This window comes from Bradyrhizobium sp. I71 (assembly GCF_022354745.1).
In the GTDB taxonomy this organism is placed as follows: domain Bacteria; phylum Pseudomonadota; class Alphaproteobacteria; order Rhizobiales; family Xanthobacteraceae; genus Bradyrhizobium; species Bradyrhizobium liaoningense.
Genome location: NZ_CP059398.1, coordinates 1,776,031 through 1,792,967, shown reverse-complemented (window position 1 = coordinate 1,792,967; position 16,937 = coordinate 1,776,031). Strand labels below are relative to the sequence as shown.

Annotated in this window: 15 protein-coding genes; 12 read left to right on the top strand and 3 right to left on the bottom strand. The window is 64.5% G+C overall.

Annotation, left to right across the window (positions count from 1 at the left end; translation table 11 throughout):
- Position 1: 1 nt before the first annotated feature.
- Positions 2 to 1,561, bottom strand: coding sequence for a glycine betaine ABC transporter substrate-binding protein (locus FJV43_RS08955; protein WP_239626288.1), 1,560 nt, complete (start codon positions 1,559 to 1,561; stop codon positions 2 to 4).
- On the bottom strand, positions 1,558 to 2,340 hold the full coding sequence (locus FJV43_RS08950) for an ATP-binding cassette domain-containing protein (protein WP_239626286.1): 783 nt from the start codon (positions 2,338 to 2,340) through the stop codon (positions 1,558 to 1,560). The genes FJV43_RS08955 and FJV43_RS08950 overlap by 4 nt, the downstream gene beginning before the upstream one ends.
- A gap of 145 nt (positions 2,341 to 2,485) precedes the next feature.
- Between FJV43_RS08950 and FJV43_RS08945 the strand changes: the two genes are divergently transcribed.
- The 11 genes from FJV43_RS08945 (at position 2,486) to FJV43_RS08895 (ending at position 12,665) form a co-directional block, all read left to right on the top strand.
- Positions 2,486 to 3,304 carry an ABC transporter ATP-binding protein gene (locus FJV43_RS08945; RefSeq protein WP_239626284.1) on the top strand — a complete coding sequence of 273 codons (819 nt, stop codon included), beginning with the start codon at positions 2,486 to 2,488 and terminating at the stop codon, positions 3,302 to 3,304.
- Positions 3,304 to 4,092, top strand: a complete 789-nt coding sequence (locus FJV43_RS08940; RefSeq protein ID WP_061879298.1) for an ABC transporter permease — start codon at positions 3,304 to 3,306, stop codon at positions 4,090 to 4,092. The genes FJV43_RS08945 and FJV43_RS08940 overlap by 1 nt, the downstream gene beginning before the upstream one ends.
- Positions 4,093 to 4,182: 90 nt before the next feature.
- Positions 4,183 to 5,208, top strand: coding sequence for an ABC transporter substrate-binding protein (locus tag FJV43_RS08935; RefSeq protein ID WP_239626282.1), 1,026 nt, complete (start codon positions 4,183 to 4,185; stop codon positions 5,206 to 5,208).
- A 30-nt stretch (positions 5,209 to 5,238) separates the two neighbouring features.
- Positions 5,239 to 5,943 carry an NUDIX hydrolase gene (locus FJV43_RS08930; protein WP_239626280.1) on the top strand — a complete coding sequence of 235 codons (705 nt, stop codon included), beginning with the start codon at positions 5,239 to 5,241 and terminating at the stop codon, positions 5,941 to 5,943.
- A gap of 94 nt (positions 5,944 to 6,037) precedes the next feature.
- Positions 6,038 to 7,348, top strand: a complete 1,311-nt coding sequence (locus FJV43_RS08925; RefSeq protein WP_239626279.1) for an ABC transporter substrate-binding protein — start codon at positions 6,038 to 6,040, stop codon at positions 7,346 to 7,348.
- A gap of 15 nt (positions 7,349 to 7,363) precedes the next feature.
- Entirely contained in the window at positions 7,364 to 8,131 is a 768-nt protein-coding gene (locus tag FJV43_RS08920; RefSeq protein ID WP_061879292.1) for an ABC transporter ATP-binding protein, read from the top strand.
- A 3-nt stretch (positions 8,132 to 8,134) separates the two neighbouring features.
- Complete coding sequence (locus FJV43_RS08915) at positions 8,135 to 8,839, top strand: ABC transporter ATP-binding protein (protein ID WP_239626277.1); 705 nt, start codon at positions 8,135 to 8,137, stop codon at positions 8,837 to 8,839.
- A 5-nt stretch (positions 8,840 to 8,844) separates the two neighbouring features.
- Positions 8,845 to 9,726, top strand: a complete 882-nt coding sequence (locus tag FJV43_RS08910; protein WP_131869829.1) for a branched-chain amino acid ABC transporter permease — start codon at positions 8,845 to 8,847, stop codon at positions 9,724 to 9,726.
- Positions 9,723 to 10,742, top strand: coding sequence for a branched-chain amino acid ABC transporter permease (locus FJV43_RS08905; protein WP_239626275.1), 1,020 nt, complete (start codon positions 9,723 to 9,725; stop codon positions 10,740 to 10,742). Before FJV43_RS08910 ends, FJV43_RS08905 begins: the two co-directional genes overlap by 4 nt.
- Entirely contained in the window at positions 10,702 to 11,631 is a 930-nt protein-coding gene (locus FJV43_RS08900; protein ID WP_239626273.1) for a polyphosphate kinase 2 family protein, read from the top strand. Before FJV43_RS08905 ends, FJV43_RS08900 begins: the two co-directional genes overlap by 41 nt.
- Positions 11,628 to 12,665, top strand: coding sequence for a patatin-like phospholipase family protein (locus FJV43_RS08895; protein WP_194392461.1), 1,038 nt, complete (start codon positions 11,628 to 11,630; stop codon positions 12,663 to 12,665). Before FJV43_RS08900 ends, FJV43_RS08895 begins: the two co-directional genes overlap by 4 nt.
- 276 nt (positions 12,666 to 12,941) lie before the next feature.
- Here the strand turns inward: FJV43_RS08895 and FJV43_RS08890 are convergent, their stop codons facing one another.
- On the bottom strand, positions 12,942 to 13,826 hold the full coding sequence (locus FJV43_RS08890) for an MBL fold metallo-hydrolase (RefSeq protein ID WP_239626271.1): 885 nt from the start codon (positions 13,824 to 13,826) through the stop codon (positions 12,942 to 12,944).
- 717 nt (positions 13,827 to 14,543) lie between these two features.
- On the opposite strand from FJV43_RS08890, the gene FJV43_RS08885 reads away from it, so the two are divergent.
- On the top strand, positions 14,544 to 16,874 hold the full coding sequence (locus FJV43_RS08885; RefSeq protein WP_239626262.1) for a mechanosensitive ion channel domain-containing protein: 2,331 nt from the start codon (positions 14,544 to 14,546) through the stop codon (positions 16,872 to 16,874).
- The last annotated feature ends 63 nt before the right edge of the window (positions 16,875 to 16,937 follow it).

The following is a 16,937-nucleotide window of genomic DNA, read 5'->3' as shown; positions in this document are numbered from 1 at the left end:
CTTATTGTCGCCTGATCTTGTCCCACAGCCACTTCGCCACCGCATCCGGCGACGAGTTCGCATCGTTGCCGCTGGCGCGCAAATTGGCTTCGCGCATGGCGGCGATGTCGATCTTGCCGAGCAGCGGCCTCAGCGCCGCCTGCAATCGCTCGTCACCGGCGCGTTTCGGCGCGAGCAGCAGGATCGCGTCGTAGGGCGGGATGGCGTGCCTGATATCGTCCAGCGCGACGAGATCGTATTTCGCGATCAGGCCGTCGCTGGTGTAGCCGGCGATCACGTCGACCTCGCCGCTGGCGGCGGCCGCATACATGAAATCCGGCTGCATCTGGCGTTGGGCGCGGAACGAAAGGCCGTAGGCCTTTTTCAGGGCCGCCCATTCGGGCCGCGAGAAGAATTCGTAGTCGCCGGCAATCGACATCGTCGATGCGTGTGCGGCGAGATCGGCGATGGTGCGGATGCCGAGCGCCTCGGCGCGCTTCCTCGGCATCACCAGCGCATAGGCGTTCTCGAAGCCGAGGTCGCCGAGCAGGGTGATGTTGTCCCTGGCGAGCGCTGTCTTGAGTTCCGCGAGCAGCTCGGTGCGCGGCTTGATATCGCTGCGATGCAGCTGGTTGGCCCAAAGCGTGCCGGAATAGTCGACATAGAGATCGATGTCGCCGGCCTTCAGCGCTTCGAAGATCACGCTCGAACCGAGGCTCGAGCGTGCCGTCGCGGACAGGCCGGCGGCCTGGAGACGGTCCCTGAGCAGCGCGGACAGCACATATTGCTCGGCAAATGTCTTGGCGCCGACGATGTAGCCCTGCGAGGAACGGCCCATTGTCGGCACCAATGTTGCGGCAACGAGAGCTGCGATCCCGACGCAGCCGAGCGCTGCGCGCAGACGGCTGCGACGACGCAGACCGTTCTCGATCAGGCCAAGCAGCTGATCGACGGCGAGCGCGAGCAGGGCCGAGGCCAGGCAGCCGAACAGCACGAACACCCAGTTCTGGGTCTGGAGCCCGGCAAAGATGTAATTGCCGAGGCTGGTCTGCCCGATCGGGGTCGACAGCGTCGCGGTGCCGATCACCCAGACTGCGGCGGTGCGGATGCCCGCCATCATCACCGGCAGTGCCAGCGGCAGCTCGACCATGAGCAGCGATTGGCGTCCGGTCATGCCGACGCCCTTGGCGGCTTCGATCAGCGCGGGATCGATGCCGTTGAGCCCGGTAATGCCGTTGCGCAGCACCGGCAGCATCGAATAGAGCGCCAGCGCCAGCATCGCCGGCAGGAAGCCGAACGCGGAGAAGGAAACGCCGAACCAGGCCAACGCGACCGAGGCCGCCGCGAGCAGCAGCGGATAGAACAGTGCAAGCAGCGCCAGTCCCGGCACGGTCTGCACGATGCTGGCGAACGCGAGCAGCATGCCGCGCGGCGCCGGGCGATTGTGCGTGAGGATCGCCAGCGGCAGGCTGACGGCGAGACCGAGCGCCAGTGCGGCAAGGCTGACCTGCACATGGTTGCCGAGATAGTCGGGCAGATGCGCCAGCGCCTCGCCCCAGCGTGGATCGGCGAGGAGGCTCATGCCGCACCGCTCTGCGGCAACAGCGCATTGAGCCGCTCGGCCTGGCGCCGCGGTGTGCGCAGCAGCTCCAGCACGTAGGCGTCGCCGCTCTTGGCGAGCTCATTGGGCGTGCCCTGCGCCAGCAGCTGTCCGCCGCGCATCACCGCGATGCGGTCGGCGAGCAGAATCGCCTCCGTCATGTCATGGGTGATCATCACTGTGGTCAGCCCCAGCTTGCGATGCAGCGAGCGATAGTCGTCGCCGAGCGCATCGCGGGTGAGGGGATCGAGCGCGCCGAACGGCTCGTCCATCAGCACGATGCGAGGCCTTGCCGCGAGCGCCCGCGCCACGCCGACGCGCTGGCGCTGGCCGCCGGAGAGCGCTTCCGGCAGACGGTCGCGATGCGCAGCACGGTCGAGCTGCACCAGCTCGAGCAGCTCGTCGACACGCGCCGCGATATCCGCCGCCGATACGCCCAGCAGTCTCGGCGTGATCCCGATATTGTCGGCGACGCTCAAATGCGGGAACAGCCCGCCGCTCTGGAACACGTAGCCGATCCGCCGACGCAGCGCCACCGGATCGACGTCTCTCACGTCCTCGCCCTCGACGGTGATGGCACCGCCGTCGGCCTCGATCAGCCGGTTGGCGAGCCGCAGCAGCGTGGTCTTGCCCGAGCCGGAGCCGCCGACGATCGCCACAAACTCGCCCTCGGCGATGTCGAGCGATACATCGCTCAGAGCCATGAGGGAGCCGAAGCTCTTGGTGACGTGCTGGTAGCTGATCGCCAGCTGGGAGGGCATCGCAGGTGAGCTCGCTTCTTTCTTACCCTTCCCCTCCAGGGGAGGGTAAGAGCGCGGCAGCGCGGTATGCGTAGCACGCTTGGCGCCTTGATTGAACTTGGCCGCGCGAGCGGCTAAGGCATCGGCCTGAACTCGGAGGAAGCACATGACGACGCCCACGGCAGTGGCGCTGGAAGATGCCAAGGTCGCGTTCCGCCTCGGGGACGGGCGGGTCTATACGGCGGTCGAGAAAGCCCATCTCACGGTCGCCCAGGGCGAGTTCGTCGCCATCGTCGGCCCGACCGGCTGTGGGAAATCGACGCTGCTCAACGTTGCGGCCGGGCTGCTGAAGCCCGCGGCCGGCAGCGTCCAGATCTTCGACCGGCCGCTGGCGGGGCTGAACCGGGATGCCGGCTACCTGTTCCAGGCCGACGCGCTGTTCCCGTGGAAGACCGCGCTCGACAATGTCGCGATCGGGCTCGAGATCAAGGGCACGCCGCGCGCCGAAGCGCTGCCGCGGGCGCAAAAATGGCTGACGTCCGTCGGCCTCGGCGCCTTTGCGGGCCGCTATCCGCACATGCTCTCCGGTGGACAGCGCAAGCGCGTGGCGCTGGCGCAGGTGCTGATTCGCGATCCAAAAATCCTGCTCATGGATGAGCCGTTCGGGCCACTCGATGCGCAGACCCGCCAGGTCATGGGCAACCTGCTGCTCGACTTGTGGAGCGCCGACCGCAAGGCCGTGCTGTTCGTGACCCATGATCTGGAAGAGGCGATCGCGCTCGCCGATCGCGTCGTGATCATGTCGGCCGGGCCGTTCTCGCGCATCATCGGCGACTGGCGGGTGAGCCTGCCGCGCCCGCGCGACATCTTCGAGGTGCGGCTGGACAAGGAATTCCATGCGCTGCATCGCGAGATCTGGAGCGTGCTCAAGGACGAGGTGATGAAGGGCTACGCGCAATCCACGCACGCGGCGGAGGCGGTCTGATGTCGCGTCCCACGCTGCTTGCGCTGCAAATCCTGGTCGCGGTCGTCTGCATCGTGCTGTGGCAAGTGCTGTCGACCGTCCCCGTGTTCGGCAAGATCCTGCTGCCGCCGTTCTTCTTCTCCAACCCATTCGACGTGTTCAGCCAGATAGTGAAATGGTTCTCGTCCGGCGTGATCTGGAAGCACCTCGGCATCACATTGGCGGAATCGATCCTCGCCTTCGTGATCGGATCGCTCGGCGGCGTGCTGGTCGGCTTCTGGTTCGCGCGCCAGCCGCTGGTCGCCGCCGTGTTCGACCCCTACGTGAAGATGGTCAACGCACTGCCGCGCGTCGTGCTGGCGCCGATCTTCGCGCTGTGGCTCGGCCTCGGCATCTGGTCCAAGGTCGCGCTCGGCGTCACCTTGGTGTTCTTCATCGTGTTCTTCAACGTCTATCAGGGCGTGAAAGAAGTCAGCCGCACCGTGCTCGACAACGGCCGCATGCTCGGCATGAGCGAGCGGCAGTTGATGCAGCACGTGTATTGGCCGTCGGCGCTGTCCTGGATGTTCTCCTCGCTGCACACCTCGGTCGGCTTCGCGGTGGTCGGCGCGGTCGTCGGCGAATATCTGGGATCGGCGGCGGGGCTCGGCTATCTCATTCAGCAGGCCGAGGGCGTGTTCGACGTTGCCGGTGTGTTCGCCGGCATGTTCGTGCTCTCGGCCTTCGTCATCCTGATCGACTTCGGCGTCACGCTGGTGGAGCGGCGGCTGTTGGTCTGGAGGCCGACCGCGTCGGACGGGCGCGGCTAGGCTGTGACGGTCTCGATTGAATGACCGGAGCAGCGCTTCTCAAGCTCGTCCCGCTGCTTTATGGTGCCGCCGGCCGAACGGAGGAACCCAATGAAGAACACGATTGCCAGGCTCGCCGGCGCGCTGCTCGTGCTGACGCTCACCACCTCGCTTGCCGCGGCGCAAAGCAAGGTGACCATCGCGGTCGGCGGCGGCTCCTGCCTGTGCTACCTGCCCACGGTGCTGGCCAAGCAGCTCGGCGAATACGAGAAGGCCGGCCTCAATGTCGAACTCGTGGATCTCAAGGGCGGTTCGGACGCGCTGAAGGCCGTGCTCGGCGGCAGCGCCGACGTGGTCTCCGGCTATTTCGACCATTGCGTCAATCTCGCGGCCAAGAAGCAGGAGCTCCAGTCCTTCGTGGTCTATGACCGTTACCCCGGTCTCGTGCTGGTGGTCGCACCCTCGCGCACCAACGACATCAAATCGGTCAAGGATCTCGCCGGCAAGAAGGTCGGCGTCAGCGCGCCCGGATCTTCCACCGACTTCTTCCTCAAATACATGCTCAAGAAGAACGGCGTCGATCCCGCCGATACCGCCGTGATCGGTGTCGGCCTCGGCGCCACCGCGGTTGCCGCCATGCAGCAGGGCCAGATCGACGCGGCCGTGATGCTCGATCCTTCGGTGACCGTGCTTCAGGGCAGCCACAAGGATCTGCGCATCCTCTCGGACACCCGCACCCAGAAGGACACGCTCGAGACGTTCGGCGGCGAATATCCGGGCGGCGCGCTGTACTCGACCGCGGCCTGGATCAACGGCCATGAGAAGGAGACGCAGGCGCTCACCAATGCGATCCTCGCGACGCTGGCCTGGATCCACGCGCATTCGCCCGAGGAGATCATGGCGAAGATGCCGGAGCAGGTGGTCGGCAAGAACAAGGACCTCTATCTCGCCGCGCTGAAGAACACGATCCCGATGTTCTCGGAAACCGGCAAGATGGATCCGAAGGGCGCGGATGCCGTGCTCGCGGTGTTCAGCGTCGGCTCGCCCGAGGTCGCGAACGCCAAGATCGACGTCAGCAAGACCTTCACCAACAAATTCGTCGACCAGGCCAAGAAGACCACGGGCAATGCCAAATAGCCGACGCGAAGGCGTGGTATCCGCCCCGTCATGACGTCACCTGTCATTCATCGCGTCACGACGCTTGATCTTGCCGTCCGGCCGGTCGTGTGGCCGTTCGCGGAGGAACGGCGCGCCGAGATTGCGGCGCATTTCGCCGAGAAGCAGCGCGAGCGGCCGAAGATCTGGAACGGCCGCGTCTTGCTCGGGCGCGATGCCGTGTTCACCGATCGCCATCTCGCCGCGACCTATTTCGAGACCGATTTCGCCAGCTTTCTCGCCTGGCGCGACTGGGGCTTTCCAGACACGGCCGTGTTTAACGGTTTCGGCATGGGCGCACTGCGCACCTCCGACGGCGCCTTCGTGATGGGCGAAATGGGACAGCACACCGCCAATGCGGGCCGCATCTATTTCCCGTCGGGCACGCCCGACCTCGGCGACGTCAGGGGTGGCGCCCTCGACGTTCCCGGCAGCGTCGTCCGCGAGATCGCGGAGGAAACCGGGCTGACCCCCGACGACTACGCGGCGGAGGCGGACTGGCACTGCGTCGTCTCCGGCCGCGCGATTGCGATGATTCAGATTCTCAACCTGGACATGCCGGCCGACGAGGCCCGCGCCCGGATCGAAGCCAATCTCGCACGTGACGACGAGCCTGAATTGTCGGCCATTCATCTCGTGCGCGACATGGGTGATCTGAGGCCGTCCATGCCGCGATTTGTCACGGCCTTCGTCGAGCGCCAGTTCGCCTCGCGCTGATGCGCGAGGCTTGACATCGCCGCGCTCAGCCCATGTGATGGGCAAAAAGCAAAACCAACAAGAATGCGATGCACAATCGTCCAGGGAGGTTTTGATGCGCCTGCGCATGGCTACCCGTTTGGTACGTGGGCTGTTGGTCGCGATATCAGCGACAGGCTTGGCGGTGTCCGCCGAGGCCCAGGAGAAGAAGCTCAAGATCGGCGTCATCTATGATCTGACCGGCCCGCTCGCCGGCGGCGGCTCGGAGCTGCAGTATACCGGCGCAAGAATCATGCTGGATCAGTACAGCGCGAAGGATGTCGAGGGCTACAAGATCGAGGCGATCTATGCCGATGCTCAGAGCAAGCCGGACGTCGCCATCAATGAAGCGATACGTTTGATCGAGCAGGAAAAGGTCGACATGCTGCTCGGCTTCTTTTCCTCGGCGCAGTGCGTGCCGGTGGCAGCGCGCGTCGAGCAGCTGAAGAAGTTCATGTGGATCACGACCTGCATTTCGTCCGCGGTGCTGGAGAACAAGAACTACAAATACGTGTTTCGGCCGCAGGCCTCCGGCGATCAGTTCGGTATGATGACGATGGACTTCATCGCGCAGAACACGAAGGAAAAGTTGGGCAAGGATCCGAAGGACCTGCGGGTCGCCATCATCCATGAGGACGGCGCCTACGGCGTCGACGTTGCCAAAGGCAATGAAGCTGGTGCCAAGAAGGCCGGTTTCAACATCGTGCTCAGGGAAGGCTATTCGGCCACGGCCCCGGATTTGTCTTCGCTGGTCACCAAGCTGAAGCGGGCCAAGCCGGACGTGATCTTCCACACCGGCTATAATCCCGACATCACCCTGTTGCTCCGGCAAGCCCGCGAACAAGGGCTGAAGTTCGGTGCACTCGTGGGACATGGCGCCGGCTACGGGGTCTATGAGAAGCTGAAGGAAGGCCTGGGCTCCGATGTAAACTACTTCTTCAACACCGATCCGATCTCGATCTGGCTCGCCAACCAGAAGAGCATGGATCCGAAGCTGCCGCCGATCATCAAGGCGGTTGGCGAGGAGTTCGACAAGCGCAAGCCGGGCGTCGCCATCCGTTCGGCTCATGTCGGCATGGCTGCGTCCAACACCTACCTGTTCCTGACCGACGTGCTGCCGCGAGCGATCAAGAAATATGGCGGCATAGATCCCGACGCCCTGCGCAAGGCAGCACTCGACACCGACATACCCGAAGGTGGCACCATGCTCGGCTTCGGCGTCAAATTCCACGGCGATGGCTCGCCAATGGCCGGCCAGAACGAGCGCTCGTTCCCCGTCGTGATCCAGTACGTCGACGACAAGTCCTACGTGGTGTGGCCCAAGAGCCAGGCGCAGCGCGAGGCCGTGCTGCCGCTGCCGAAAGGCACCACCTACAGCAACCAGTAGCGGCGGAGAGCGGCGGTGCTGGAAGTGAACGGGCTGGTGAAGCGATTTGGCGGCTTCACCGCCGTGAACAACGTGTCGTTCAAGGTCGACGAGGGCGAGATCCTCGGTCTGATCGGCCCCAACGGTTCGGGCAAGAGCACGATCTTCAACATGCTCTCCGGCACGTTGGCGCCGACATCAGGTTCGATACTTTTCGCCGGCCACGAGATCGCGGGCCTCGCGCCGCACCGGATCATCAACAGCGGCATCGGCCGCACCTTCCAGATTCCGCGCCCCTTCCGCCGCCTGACCATTTTCGAGAACGTTGCGCTCGCCGGCTTCTACGGCCAGGGCCGCCACAGCCGCGCCAGGGCGGAAGAGGCGGCCGAGCGCTCGCTCGCCATGGTCGGCCTGCCCACCGATCGCCATGCCAGCGTCGATGGCCTCGGCGCTGCCGGCCTGAAGAAGCTCGAGCTCGCCAAGGCGCTCGCCACCGCACCGAAGCTGCTGCTCGCCGACGAGAGCCTCGGCGGTCTCGACGAGGCCGAGATGGATCAGGCGGCCGACATGCTGCGCAACATCCGCGACGAGCTCGGCATCACCATCATCTGGGTCGAGCACATCATGGGCGTGCTGATGCGGGTCGTCGATCGCGTCATGGTGCTCGATCACGGCGAGAAGATATCGGAAGGCCTGCCGAGTGCGGTCGCCGGCGATCCGCGGGTGATCGAGGTCTATCTCGGCACCGATGCCGAGACCACGCAGGCCGCGGCCGCCGAAGCGCGCCGCCGGGCGGGAGGCTAGCCGATGCTGGAGCTTCGCGGCGTCAATGCCGGCTACGGCACCTTCCAGGCCCTGTTCGACGTCGACCTCGATGTGAAGGCCGGTGAGGCCGTCGGCGTCATCGGCCCGAACGGCGCCGGCAAGACCACCTTGATGCGCGTGATCTCCGGCCTGATCAGGCCCTCGCGCGGCTCGATCAGAATGGAAGGCGTCGACCTCGTGGCGACGCCCTCGCACAAGATCGTCAGCCTCGGCATCGCGCATGTGCCGGAGAACCGGCGGCTGTTTCCGCAGCTCACGGTGGACGACAATCTCAAGATGGGCGCCTTCATGAAGGAGGCGCGAGGGCACTATGCCGAGCGGCTCGACGTCGTGTTCGAGCTGTTCCCGCGCCTGAAGGAGCGCCGCCACCAGATGGCGGGTACCATGTCCGGCGGCGAGCAGCAGATGTGCGCGATCGGCCGCGCGATGATGTCCAATCCGAAGCTGCTGCTGCTCGACGAGCCCTCGGCGGGGCTTGCGCCGGTCGTGGTGCAGCAGGTGTTCGAGCTGGTGAAGCGGATTCGCGCCAGCGGGCTGACCGTGCTGATCGTCGAGCAGAACGTGCAGCAGGTGCTGAAAGTGGTCGACCGCGCCTATCTGATCGAGGCCGGCTCGATCCGCGCGTCCGGCACCTCGGCCGAGATGCTGGCGAGCGACACGGTCAAGGAAGCATATCTCGGGGTGTGAAGGGCATGCAGGCGTTCCTGGACATTTTCGACATCTACCTGCTGGAGGCCGTGATCAACGGCATCCTGCTCGGGGGCGTGCTGGCGCTGCTCGCGCTCGGCCTCAATCTGATCTTTGGCGTCATCGACGTCACGTGGATCTGCTATGCCGAGCTCGTGATGATCGGCATGTACGGCATGTACTTCATGGTGCAGTACTACGGGCTCAGCTATTTCGTCGCCGCGCCGCTCACCATCCTGCTGGTCGCGGTGCTTGGCGCGGCGTTGCACTACCTCGTGATCGCGCCGCTGCTGACTGCGCCGCCGATCAACCAGCTGCTCGCGACCGGCGGCGTGCTGTTCGTGCTCCAGAGCTTTGCCACCGTCGCCTTCGGCATCGACTTCCGCAATCTCGGCATCCGCCTGCCGGTGCTTGCCTTCGGCGACATGAACTTCAGCTATGCACGGCTGCTATCGTTCCTGGCGGCGCTGGTTGGCATGGTCGCCGTCTATCTGTTCATGACGCGAACCTTCACCGGCACGGCGATCCGCGCCATCTCGCAGGACCGCCAGATCATGGCGCTGATGGGCGTCGACACCAGGCGGATCTATCTGATCACCTCGGCGCTGGGCGGCGCGCTGGCCGGCCTCGCCGCCTGCCTTCTGGTGCTGCAATACGACGTGCATCCCTTCGTCGGCCTCTCCTTCGGGCCGATCACCTTCCTGATCTGCGTGCTCGGGGGCCTCGGCAATTTCATCGGCGGCTTCATCGCCGCCTTCGTGTTCGCCGAGATCATCTCGCTCGGCGGCCTGTTCTCCGATCTCGAATGGGGCTATGTGCTCGCCTTCGCCTTCTTCATCGTCATGATGTTCATCCGGCCCGCGGGCCTGCTTGCGAGGCGCCGATGATGGGGCAGGGGCGGCTTGCAGCCTGGGGAATAGGCCTGGCGGCGCTGATCGCGCTGCCCTTCGTCTATCGCGATCCCTATCATCTGCACATTCTGGTGCTGATCCTGATCTGGTCGTTCGCCTACACCTCCTGGTCGATGATGGGGCGGTTCGGCCTGGTCTCGCTCGGCCATGGCGGCTTCATGGGGATCGGCGCCTATGTCACGGCGCTGCTCTGGAATCACCTCGGCCTGTCGCCCTGGATCGGCATCCCCATCAGCATGGTCGCGGCCGGCGCGCTGGCACTGATCGTCGGCTATCCCTGCTTCCGCTTCCGCATCACCGGCCACTATTTCGTGCTGGTGACGCTGGCGCTTTCCGGCATCGTGCTTCAGGTCATCACCGCAACACGCGACTACACCGGCGGCTCGCTGGGCTACACGCCGAACCGGACCTCGGGCAACAAGCTGCTGGCGCTGCAGTTCGACGACAAGACGACCTGGTACCTGATCGCGCTCGGGATCTGGCTCTTCGGCATCGTGGTCTGGCACTGGGTGGATCGCAGCATGGCGCGCTATGCGCTGGAGGCGATCTCGGAGGACGAGGACGCCGCTGCTGCCGCCGGCGTCGATGTCACGGCGGAGAAGCTGAAGATCACGCTGCTCAGCGCGCTGATGACGGCGCTCGCCGGCGCGATCTACTGCCAGTACCAGATGTTCATCACGCCTGACACGGTCAGCGGCATCGCGGTGTCGCTCCAGATGGTGTTCGCTGCCATCGTCGGCGGCCTGTTCGTCTCGCTCGGCCCGACCGTCGGCGCCATCATCACCATTCTGCTGGCCGAAACGTTGCGCATCGGCTTCGGCACCAGGGCGGTCGGCTGGGACAACCTCGTCTACGGCGTGCTGCTCGTCCTTTTCATCATATTCCTTCCCAAGGGCATCCTTGGTAGCTTGCTCGACCGATTGAAGCCGCAACGCAAGGTGCCCCGCGCTCATGAACAAGAAGCCGTCCAAATCGCTCGCCCAGGAACTTGACCGCTACATCTCGCCATTCCGCCACGATGGTTCGGGCAAGTTTCACCTCAAGGACCACAAGACCGACGAAAGGGGCGATCTCGACAAGGAGAAGGCGCAGGCGGTCCTCGAGTCGAACAAGAGGCGGATGATCGAATTTCAGGAGAAGCTTTACGCGCAGGACCGCTGGTCGCTCCTGATCGTGTTCCAGGCGATGGACGCCGGCGGCAAGGATTCTGCGATCAAGGCGATCTTCGAGGGCATCAATCCGCAGGGCTGCGAGGTTCATGCCTTCAAGGCACCGAGCAGCAAGGAGCTCGATCATGACTTCCTCTGGCGCCATATGATCGCGCTGCCCGAGCGCGGGCGTATCGGCATCTTCAACCGCTCCCATTACGAGGAATGCCTGGTGACGCGCGTGCACCCTGAGATTCTCGCCAAGGAGAAGCTACCGCAGAAGCTCGTGACCAAGCACATCTGGAGGGAGCGGTTCGAGGACATCTCGGCCTTCGAGCGCTATCTCTGCCGCAACGGCACCGTCGTGCTGAAATTCTTCCTCAACGTCTCCAGGGAGGAGCAACGCAAGCGCTTCCTCGAGCGGCTGGAGGATCCGGCCAAGCAGTGGAAGTTCTCGATGGACGACATCAAGGAGCGCGCGCTGTGGCCTCGCTACCAGGCGGTCTATCAGGACATCGTTCGCCACACGGCGACGCCCCACGCGCCCTGGTACGTCGTGCCCGCCGACCACAAATGGTTCGCCCGTGTCGTGATCGGCTCCGTGATCAACGCGACGCTCGAAAAGCTCGACCTGCGCTTTCCTCGCGCCGACAAGGCCTCCCTCGCCGAGTTCGAGCAGGTACGCAAGGCGCTGGAGAAAGAGGAGACGGGAGGCAGGAAGAAAGCCAAGTGACAGCCAACCGTACCTCGGACCGCAAGACCGTCAATTTCGCGCTCCAGGGCGGCGGCGCGCACGGCGCCTTCGTCTGGGGCGTGCTCGACCAGGTGCTCGAGGACGGCAGGCTCGCGATCGAGGCGATCAGCGCGACCAGTGCGGGCGCCATGAATGCGGTCGCGATGGCCTCCGGCATGGCGCACGGAGGTGCTGAGGCCGCGCGGGAGAGCCTGCACGCTTTCTGGTACGAAGTGTCGCGCATGGACATGGCGTACGATTTGATGTCGCCGCTGAACCAGTGGATCCAGGCGCTGAGGCTGCCGCCGGAATATCATCCGGTCCACGCCGTCATCCATACGCTGACGCACACGCTGCCGCCGGGCCTGCTCAATCCCTTTCATTTCAATCCGCTCCGCGCGTTGCTGCAGCGCGTGGTCGATTTCGACCTGCTCAATTCCTCGCCCGAGGCGCCGCAGCTGTTTCTCAACGCCACCAACGTGCGCACCGGCAAGATCAAGGTGTTCCAGAGCCCGCTGCTCACGGCGGAGACCGTGCTCGCCTCGGCCTGCCTGCCGCCCTATTTCCAGGCCGTCGAGATCGACGGCGAGCATTATTGGGATGGTGGCTATCTCGGCAATCCCGCGATCTATCCGCTGATCTACCGCAAGGGCAGTCACGACGTCATCATCGTGCAGGTCACGGCGATCCGGCGCGACGAGCTGCCGACCAGCGCAGCCGACGTGCTCCACCGCATCAACGAGATCAGCTTCAATTCGTCCCTGATGCGCGAGATGCGCGCGATCGCCTTCGCCACGCGGCTGATCGACGACGGCGAGCTCGACAGCGACAGGCATAGTCGCATGTACATGCACTGGATCGGCAACGACCAGTTGATGTCGCAGCTCGGCACCGCCACGCAGTTCCACCCCGAGTGGAGCCTGTTGTGCCGCCTGCGCGACGAGGGCCGCGAGGCGGCACGAAGCTGGCTGGCACGACACTTCGACCAGATCGGAAAATCCTCGACGGTCGACCTGGCGGACATGTTTCTCTAGGTCGCCCCGCCTGCATCGACAAGAAAGTACGAAAACAACCCCATGCACAGTAGCCCGTGCCAGCGGAATCAATGACTTGGCGAGGCAGCTCGTGCTTTGCGGATTTGGCGAAGCCGTTTGACTCGTCGGGCAAAACAGGGGCATGATGTCATGATCGCCGCGGACCGGTACGGTGGGCGAAGCGTGGCCACTATTGTTCATGCGAAAGGGATGGCGGGCACGGCGCTCTGGCGCCTTTGCCTATCCTGAACCGTCACGGCCCTCTGTAGACTCCCCTCAATATCCGCGAGCCCACCAGTAGCAGAAGCGCTCGACATTGGCGGGAAGCGCGGTCTCGTAATTCGCCCATTTCTCGTATTTCGGCAGCTTCACTTCCTTCATCGCGACGTCGACGCACTTGCCGGCGTCCGCCGCCTTCTTCACCTCGGCCGAGAGGTCCTCCATGTAGGCGATGTCGTCCTCGACGTCCTTCTTGGTGCCGAGGCGACCGCCGGCATAGGGATGGCCGGGGATCATCCGCTCCCAATCGAGCGACGCCAGCTTCTTCAGCGAGGCGATATATTCCAGCGGCGAGGCGTTGTCGGGGATGTTGCGGAACTGGACCTGCTCGATCGGAGCGAAGTCGACCACGAAGACGAGCTTTTCCTTCGGCAGCCGCATCACCAGCGAATTGTCGGAATGGTTGCGGCCGACATAGTTCAGCTCCAGCGTGGTGCCGCCGAGCGTGATGCTCTTCCTGTCATCCACCACCTGATCCGGCATCACGACGTCCGCGAGGAGAGATTTCTGCTTCTTCAGCTCGAGCAGGCGCTCCTTGGTCTTGCGGTGCGCGATGAAAGTCGCGCCGAGGTCCTTGAAGGGCTGGCCTCCGGCGATGTGATCGTAGTGATGGTGGCTGTAGATGACGTATTTGATCGGCTTGTCGGTGACCGCCTTGATCGCGTCGATATAGGGTTTGGCGGGACGCAAATAGGAGATCGGATCGGTCGCGATCACGCCTTGCGGGGTCACCACGAACATCGACTGATGGCCGCCATAGCGGAAGATGTAGACGTTGTCGGTGCCGTCGACCTTCCTGGTGGACGTCTGCGGCGGGTTCTGCGCGAATGCTGATCCGGTGACGAGGGCAGCGAGAACAGCGATGCAAAATGATGCTTTCATCTCTGGCTTTCCGGACATGAACGAGGGCGACGGAGGCGGATATTCTCTTCGATACAAACGCTGCCGTCAGGGATTTATTCCGCCGCTTTCACGGGGCCAATCGCTCGTGGGAACGGCCTGGAACGCGCCTTCAAATGTGATTTTAGGGCCTTTGATCCCGCTTGACAGTTTTGTGTCGCAGGAGGACCATGCCGAGGGTCGCAAACAAGCGACACGCAACGTCCACCTCATGAGCAAGGGGAGGTCTATGACGCCACCTCCGCAAATCCAGCCGCGTTAATTGCGATGGAGCTCGTTCGGACTATCGCATAGCGGCAGAAACCGCGAACGGCACGCCGGGACAAGGTTTAGCGGGCTGCATCAGTGAGGCAAAGCCCCTACCTTCCCGGCGCTGTATTTTGCATCACATCGATCGCGTCTGACGGCCGTGACGAGGCCGCCGCGATGGGCATTCATGACATTCTGCTGTCCGCCGTCCTGCTCCTCGCCGTCGTTCCGCAATGACGGGAGAGGTCTTTGTGCGCACGGGGACCGAAGGCGTTTCGTTGACGCCGCGGCTCCTGATCCTGCATTGCGGCAAATGCCAAGAGAATGTCGCCTCAAAGGCCAACTTCCGACACAGGACCCGGGCGAATAGCGGCAATCCGACATGATGCATGTGCTTCGTCGGTGACGGTCCCGACGCCGCCGGCGCATTCGTATTTCCAGGGAATCCTCGTGTCGCATAAGCTGGCCGCGGCGCTCCTCGCCGCTCTCTTCCTCACGATTTCGCCTTCCTCCGGCGCCCGTGCCGAGCCGTCTTCGCGGCCGGCAAACAGCGCTGCCGCACTGTCGCCCGACGAGGCGAAGCGCGCGCTGGAAACCCTTCAGGACGACAAGAAGCGCGCGCAGATGATCGACACGCTCCGCGCGATCGCCAACGCGTCCGGTCCGCAGCAACCCGCGCCCGAGCCAAAATCGCCGATCCCGCTCTCAGCCGACGGCCTCGGTGCGCAGCTCCTGCTCACGGTGTCGGAGGAGATCGGCGAGATCTCGGGTGAGATCGCCAGCATGGCGCGGACGCTCACGCACTTCCCGGCGTTCTATTACTGGATCATGCGGACCGCGAACGATCCCGCGGCCTACAACCTCCTGATCGAGATCGCCTGGAAGCTGGCGCTGGTGTTCGGTTCTGCCTTCTGCGCGGAATGGGTGATCTTCCGCCTGATCCGGCGTCCGGTCGCGTTCCTGGAAGCACGCGCGCCGCAATCAGCACGTCTGCCAGTGCAGGCCCTGCCGATCGCCGATCCGCCGCCATCGGTCGCGGATGTCACCCCGGAGCCGGAACTGCACAAGCGCCGTCACAGCCTCGCGCGGATCTGGCAGCTGTTGCTGCGGCTGCCTTTCGTGCTGGGCCGCATCGTGCTTGAACTGCTTCCCGTGATCGTCTTCGTGGGCGTTGCTACGGCACTGCTCGGGACCGAGATCGGCGAACCTACCACCGTCCGCCTCGTGATCCTGGCAGTCGTCAACGCCTATGCGTTCTCGCGCGGGCTCATCTGCATGATCCGGGCACTGGTGGGGCCATACGGCCTGTTCCCGGTGCGCGCCGAGACCGCCGCCTATATCGAGATCTGGGCGCGCCGCATCGTCGGTGTCGGCGTCTCCGGCATCGCCTTTGCCAATGTGGCGCTGCTGCTCGGCCTGCATCGCGCCGGCTACGCCGCGCTGCTGCGCATGGTGATGCTGGTCGTGCACCTCTTCATCGTCGTCATCATCCTGCAATGCCGCCGCCAGGTCGCCGACGCCATCCGTGCGCCGGCCGAGCGGCAGGGGATTGCGGCCCGTTTGCGCAACCGCATCGCCGGGGGCTGGCACTATCCTGCCATCGCGCTCGATCTCGCGCTGTGGGCGGTTTGGGCGCTCAACATCCGCAACGGCTATTCGCTGCTGCTGCAATATTTCGTCGGCACGGCCGTGGTGGCGCTGGTCACGCGCGTCGTCATCATGGTGACGCTGGGCCTGATCGACCGCGGCTTCCGCATCAAGCCGGAGATCCTCCAGCGCTTTCCGGGCCTCGAGACCCGTGCCAACCGCTATCTGCCGCTGCTGCGCAGGATCGTGTCCGGCGTGATCGCCTTCATCGGCTTCGTCGCCGTGCTCGAAGTCTGGGGCGTCGACGCCATCGTCTGGTTCTATGGCGGCCAGATCGGCAGCAGGCTGATCTCCGCAGTGGTGACGATCGGCCTTGCCGTGTTCATCGCAGCCGCGATCTGGGAAGCCAGCAACGCGCTGCTGGACCGCCAGATCAATGCGCTGTCCCGGGACGGTCATTATGCCCGCGCCGCGCGTTTGCGCACCTTCCAGCCGATGCTGCGCACGGCGCTGCTCTGCCTGATCGCCACGGTGGTCGGCCTCACGGCGCTCAGCGAGATCGGCGTCAATGTCGCGCCGCTGCTCGCGGGTGCCGGCATCGTCGGCATCGCGATCGGCTTCGGTTCGCAAAAGCTGGTGCAGGATCTCATCACCGGCCTGTTCCTGCTGCTGGAAAACACGGTCCAGGTCGGTGACAATGTCAGCGTCTCCGGGCTCTCGGGCGTGGTCGAGAACGTCTCGATCCGCACCATTCGCCTGCGCGCCGGCGACGGCGCCGTCCATATCGTGCCCTTCAGCGCGGTCACGACCATCACCAATGCCAGTCGCGGCGCGGGCAACGCCTCGGTCAGCGTCAACGTCGCCTACAAGGAGGACACCGACCGTGCCGGCCAGATCCTCAAGGACATCGTCGACGAGATGCGCCGCGAGCCTGAATTCCGTGCGTTGATACGCGGCGACCTCGAGCTCTGGGGCATCGACAAGGTCGATGGTGCGATGGTGTCGATCGTCGGCCAGATCCGCTGCACCGAGGCCGGGCGTTGGCCTGTCCAGCGCGAATTCAACCGGCGCATGAAGCTGCGCTTCCAGCAGAACGGTATCGAGGTCGCATCCGCCACCCAGACCATTTTGATGCACATCGCGCCGCCAGCGGATAGCGCCGCCAGTCTGACGCCGCGGCGGGCGGCTGGATAAGCTGTCCCCTGGATTTCCGGCTTGCCTCTATTGATGCGGTAGCGCGAACATGGCCGCTTTCAT

What these genes read in the sequence shown, in the direction of transcription:
- FJV43_RS08955 (WP_239626288.1), bottom strand. Translation starts at nt 1,561, where the DNA reads ATGAGCCTCCTCGCCGATCCACGCTGGGGCGAGGCGCTGGCGCATCTG.
- FJV43_RS08950 (WP_239626286.1), bottom strand. Translation starts at nt 2,340, where the DNA reads ATGCCCTCCCAGCTGGCGATCAGCTACCAGCACGTCACCAAGAGCTTC.
- FJV43_RS08945 (WP_239626284.1), top strand. Translation starts at nt 2,486, where the DNA reads ATGACGACGCCCACGGCAGTGGCGCTGGAAGATGCCAAGGTCGCGTTC.
- FJV43_RS08940 (WP_061879298.1), top strand. Translation starts at nt 3,304, where the DNA reads ATGTCGCGTCCCACGCTGCTTGCGCTGCAAATCCTGGTCGCGGTCGTC.
- FJV43_RS08935 (WP_239626282.1), top strand. Translation starts at nt 4,183, where the DNA reads ATGAAGAACACGATTGCCAGGCTCGCCGGCGCGCTGCTCGTGCTGACG.
- FJV43_RS08930 (WP_239626280.1), top strand. Translation starts at nt 5,239, where the DNA reads ATGACGTCACCTGTCATTCATCGCGTCACGACGCTTGATCTTGCCGTC.
- FJV43_RS08925 (WP_239626279.1), top strand. Translation starts at nt 6,038, where the DNA reads ATGCGCCTGCGCATGGCTACCCGTTTGGTACGTGGGCTGTTGGTCGCG.
- FJV43_RS08915 (WP_239626277.1), top strand. Translation starts at nt 8,135, where the DNA reads ATGCTGGAGCTTCGCGGCGTCAATGCCGGCTACGGCACCTTCCAGGCC.
- FJV43_RS08910 (WP_131869829.1), top strand. Translation starts at nt 8,845, where the DNA reads ATGCAGGCGTTCCTGGACATTTTCGACATCTACCTGCTGGAGGCCGTG.
- FJV43_RS08905 (WP_239626275.1), top strand. Translation starts at nt 9,723, where the DNA reads ATGATGGGGCAGGGGCGGCTTGCAGCCTGGGGAATAGGCCTGGCGGCG.
- FJV43_RS08900 (WP_239626273.1), top strand. Translation starts at nt 10,702, where the DNA reads ATGAACAAGAAGCCGTCCAAATCGCTCGCCCAGGAACTTGACCGCTAC.
- FJV43_RS08890 (WP_239626271.1), bottom strand. Translation starts at nt 13,826, where the DNA reads ATGAAAGCATCATTTTGCATCGCTGTTCTCGCTGCCCTCGTCACCGGA.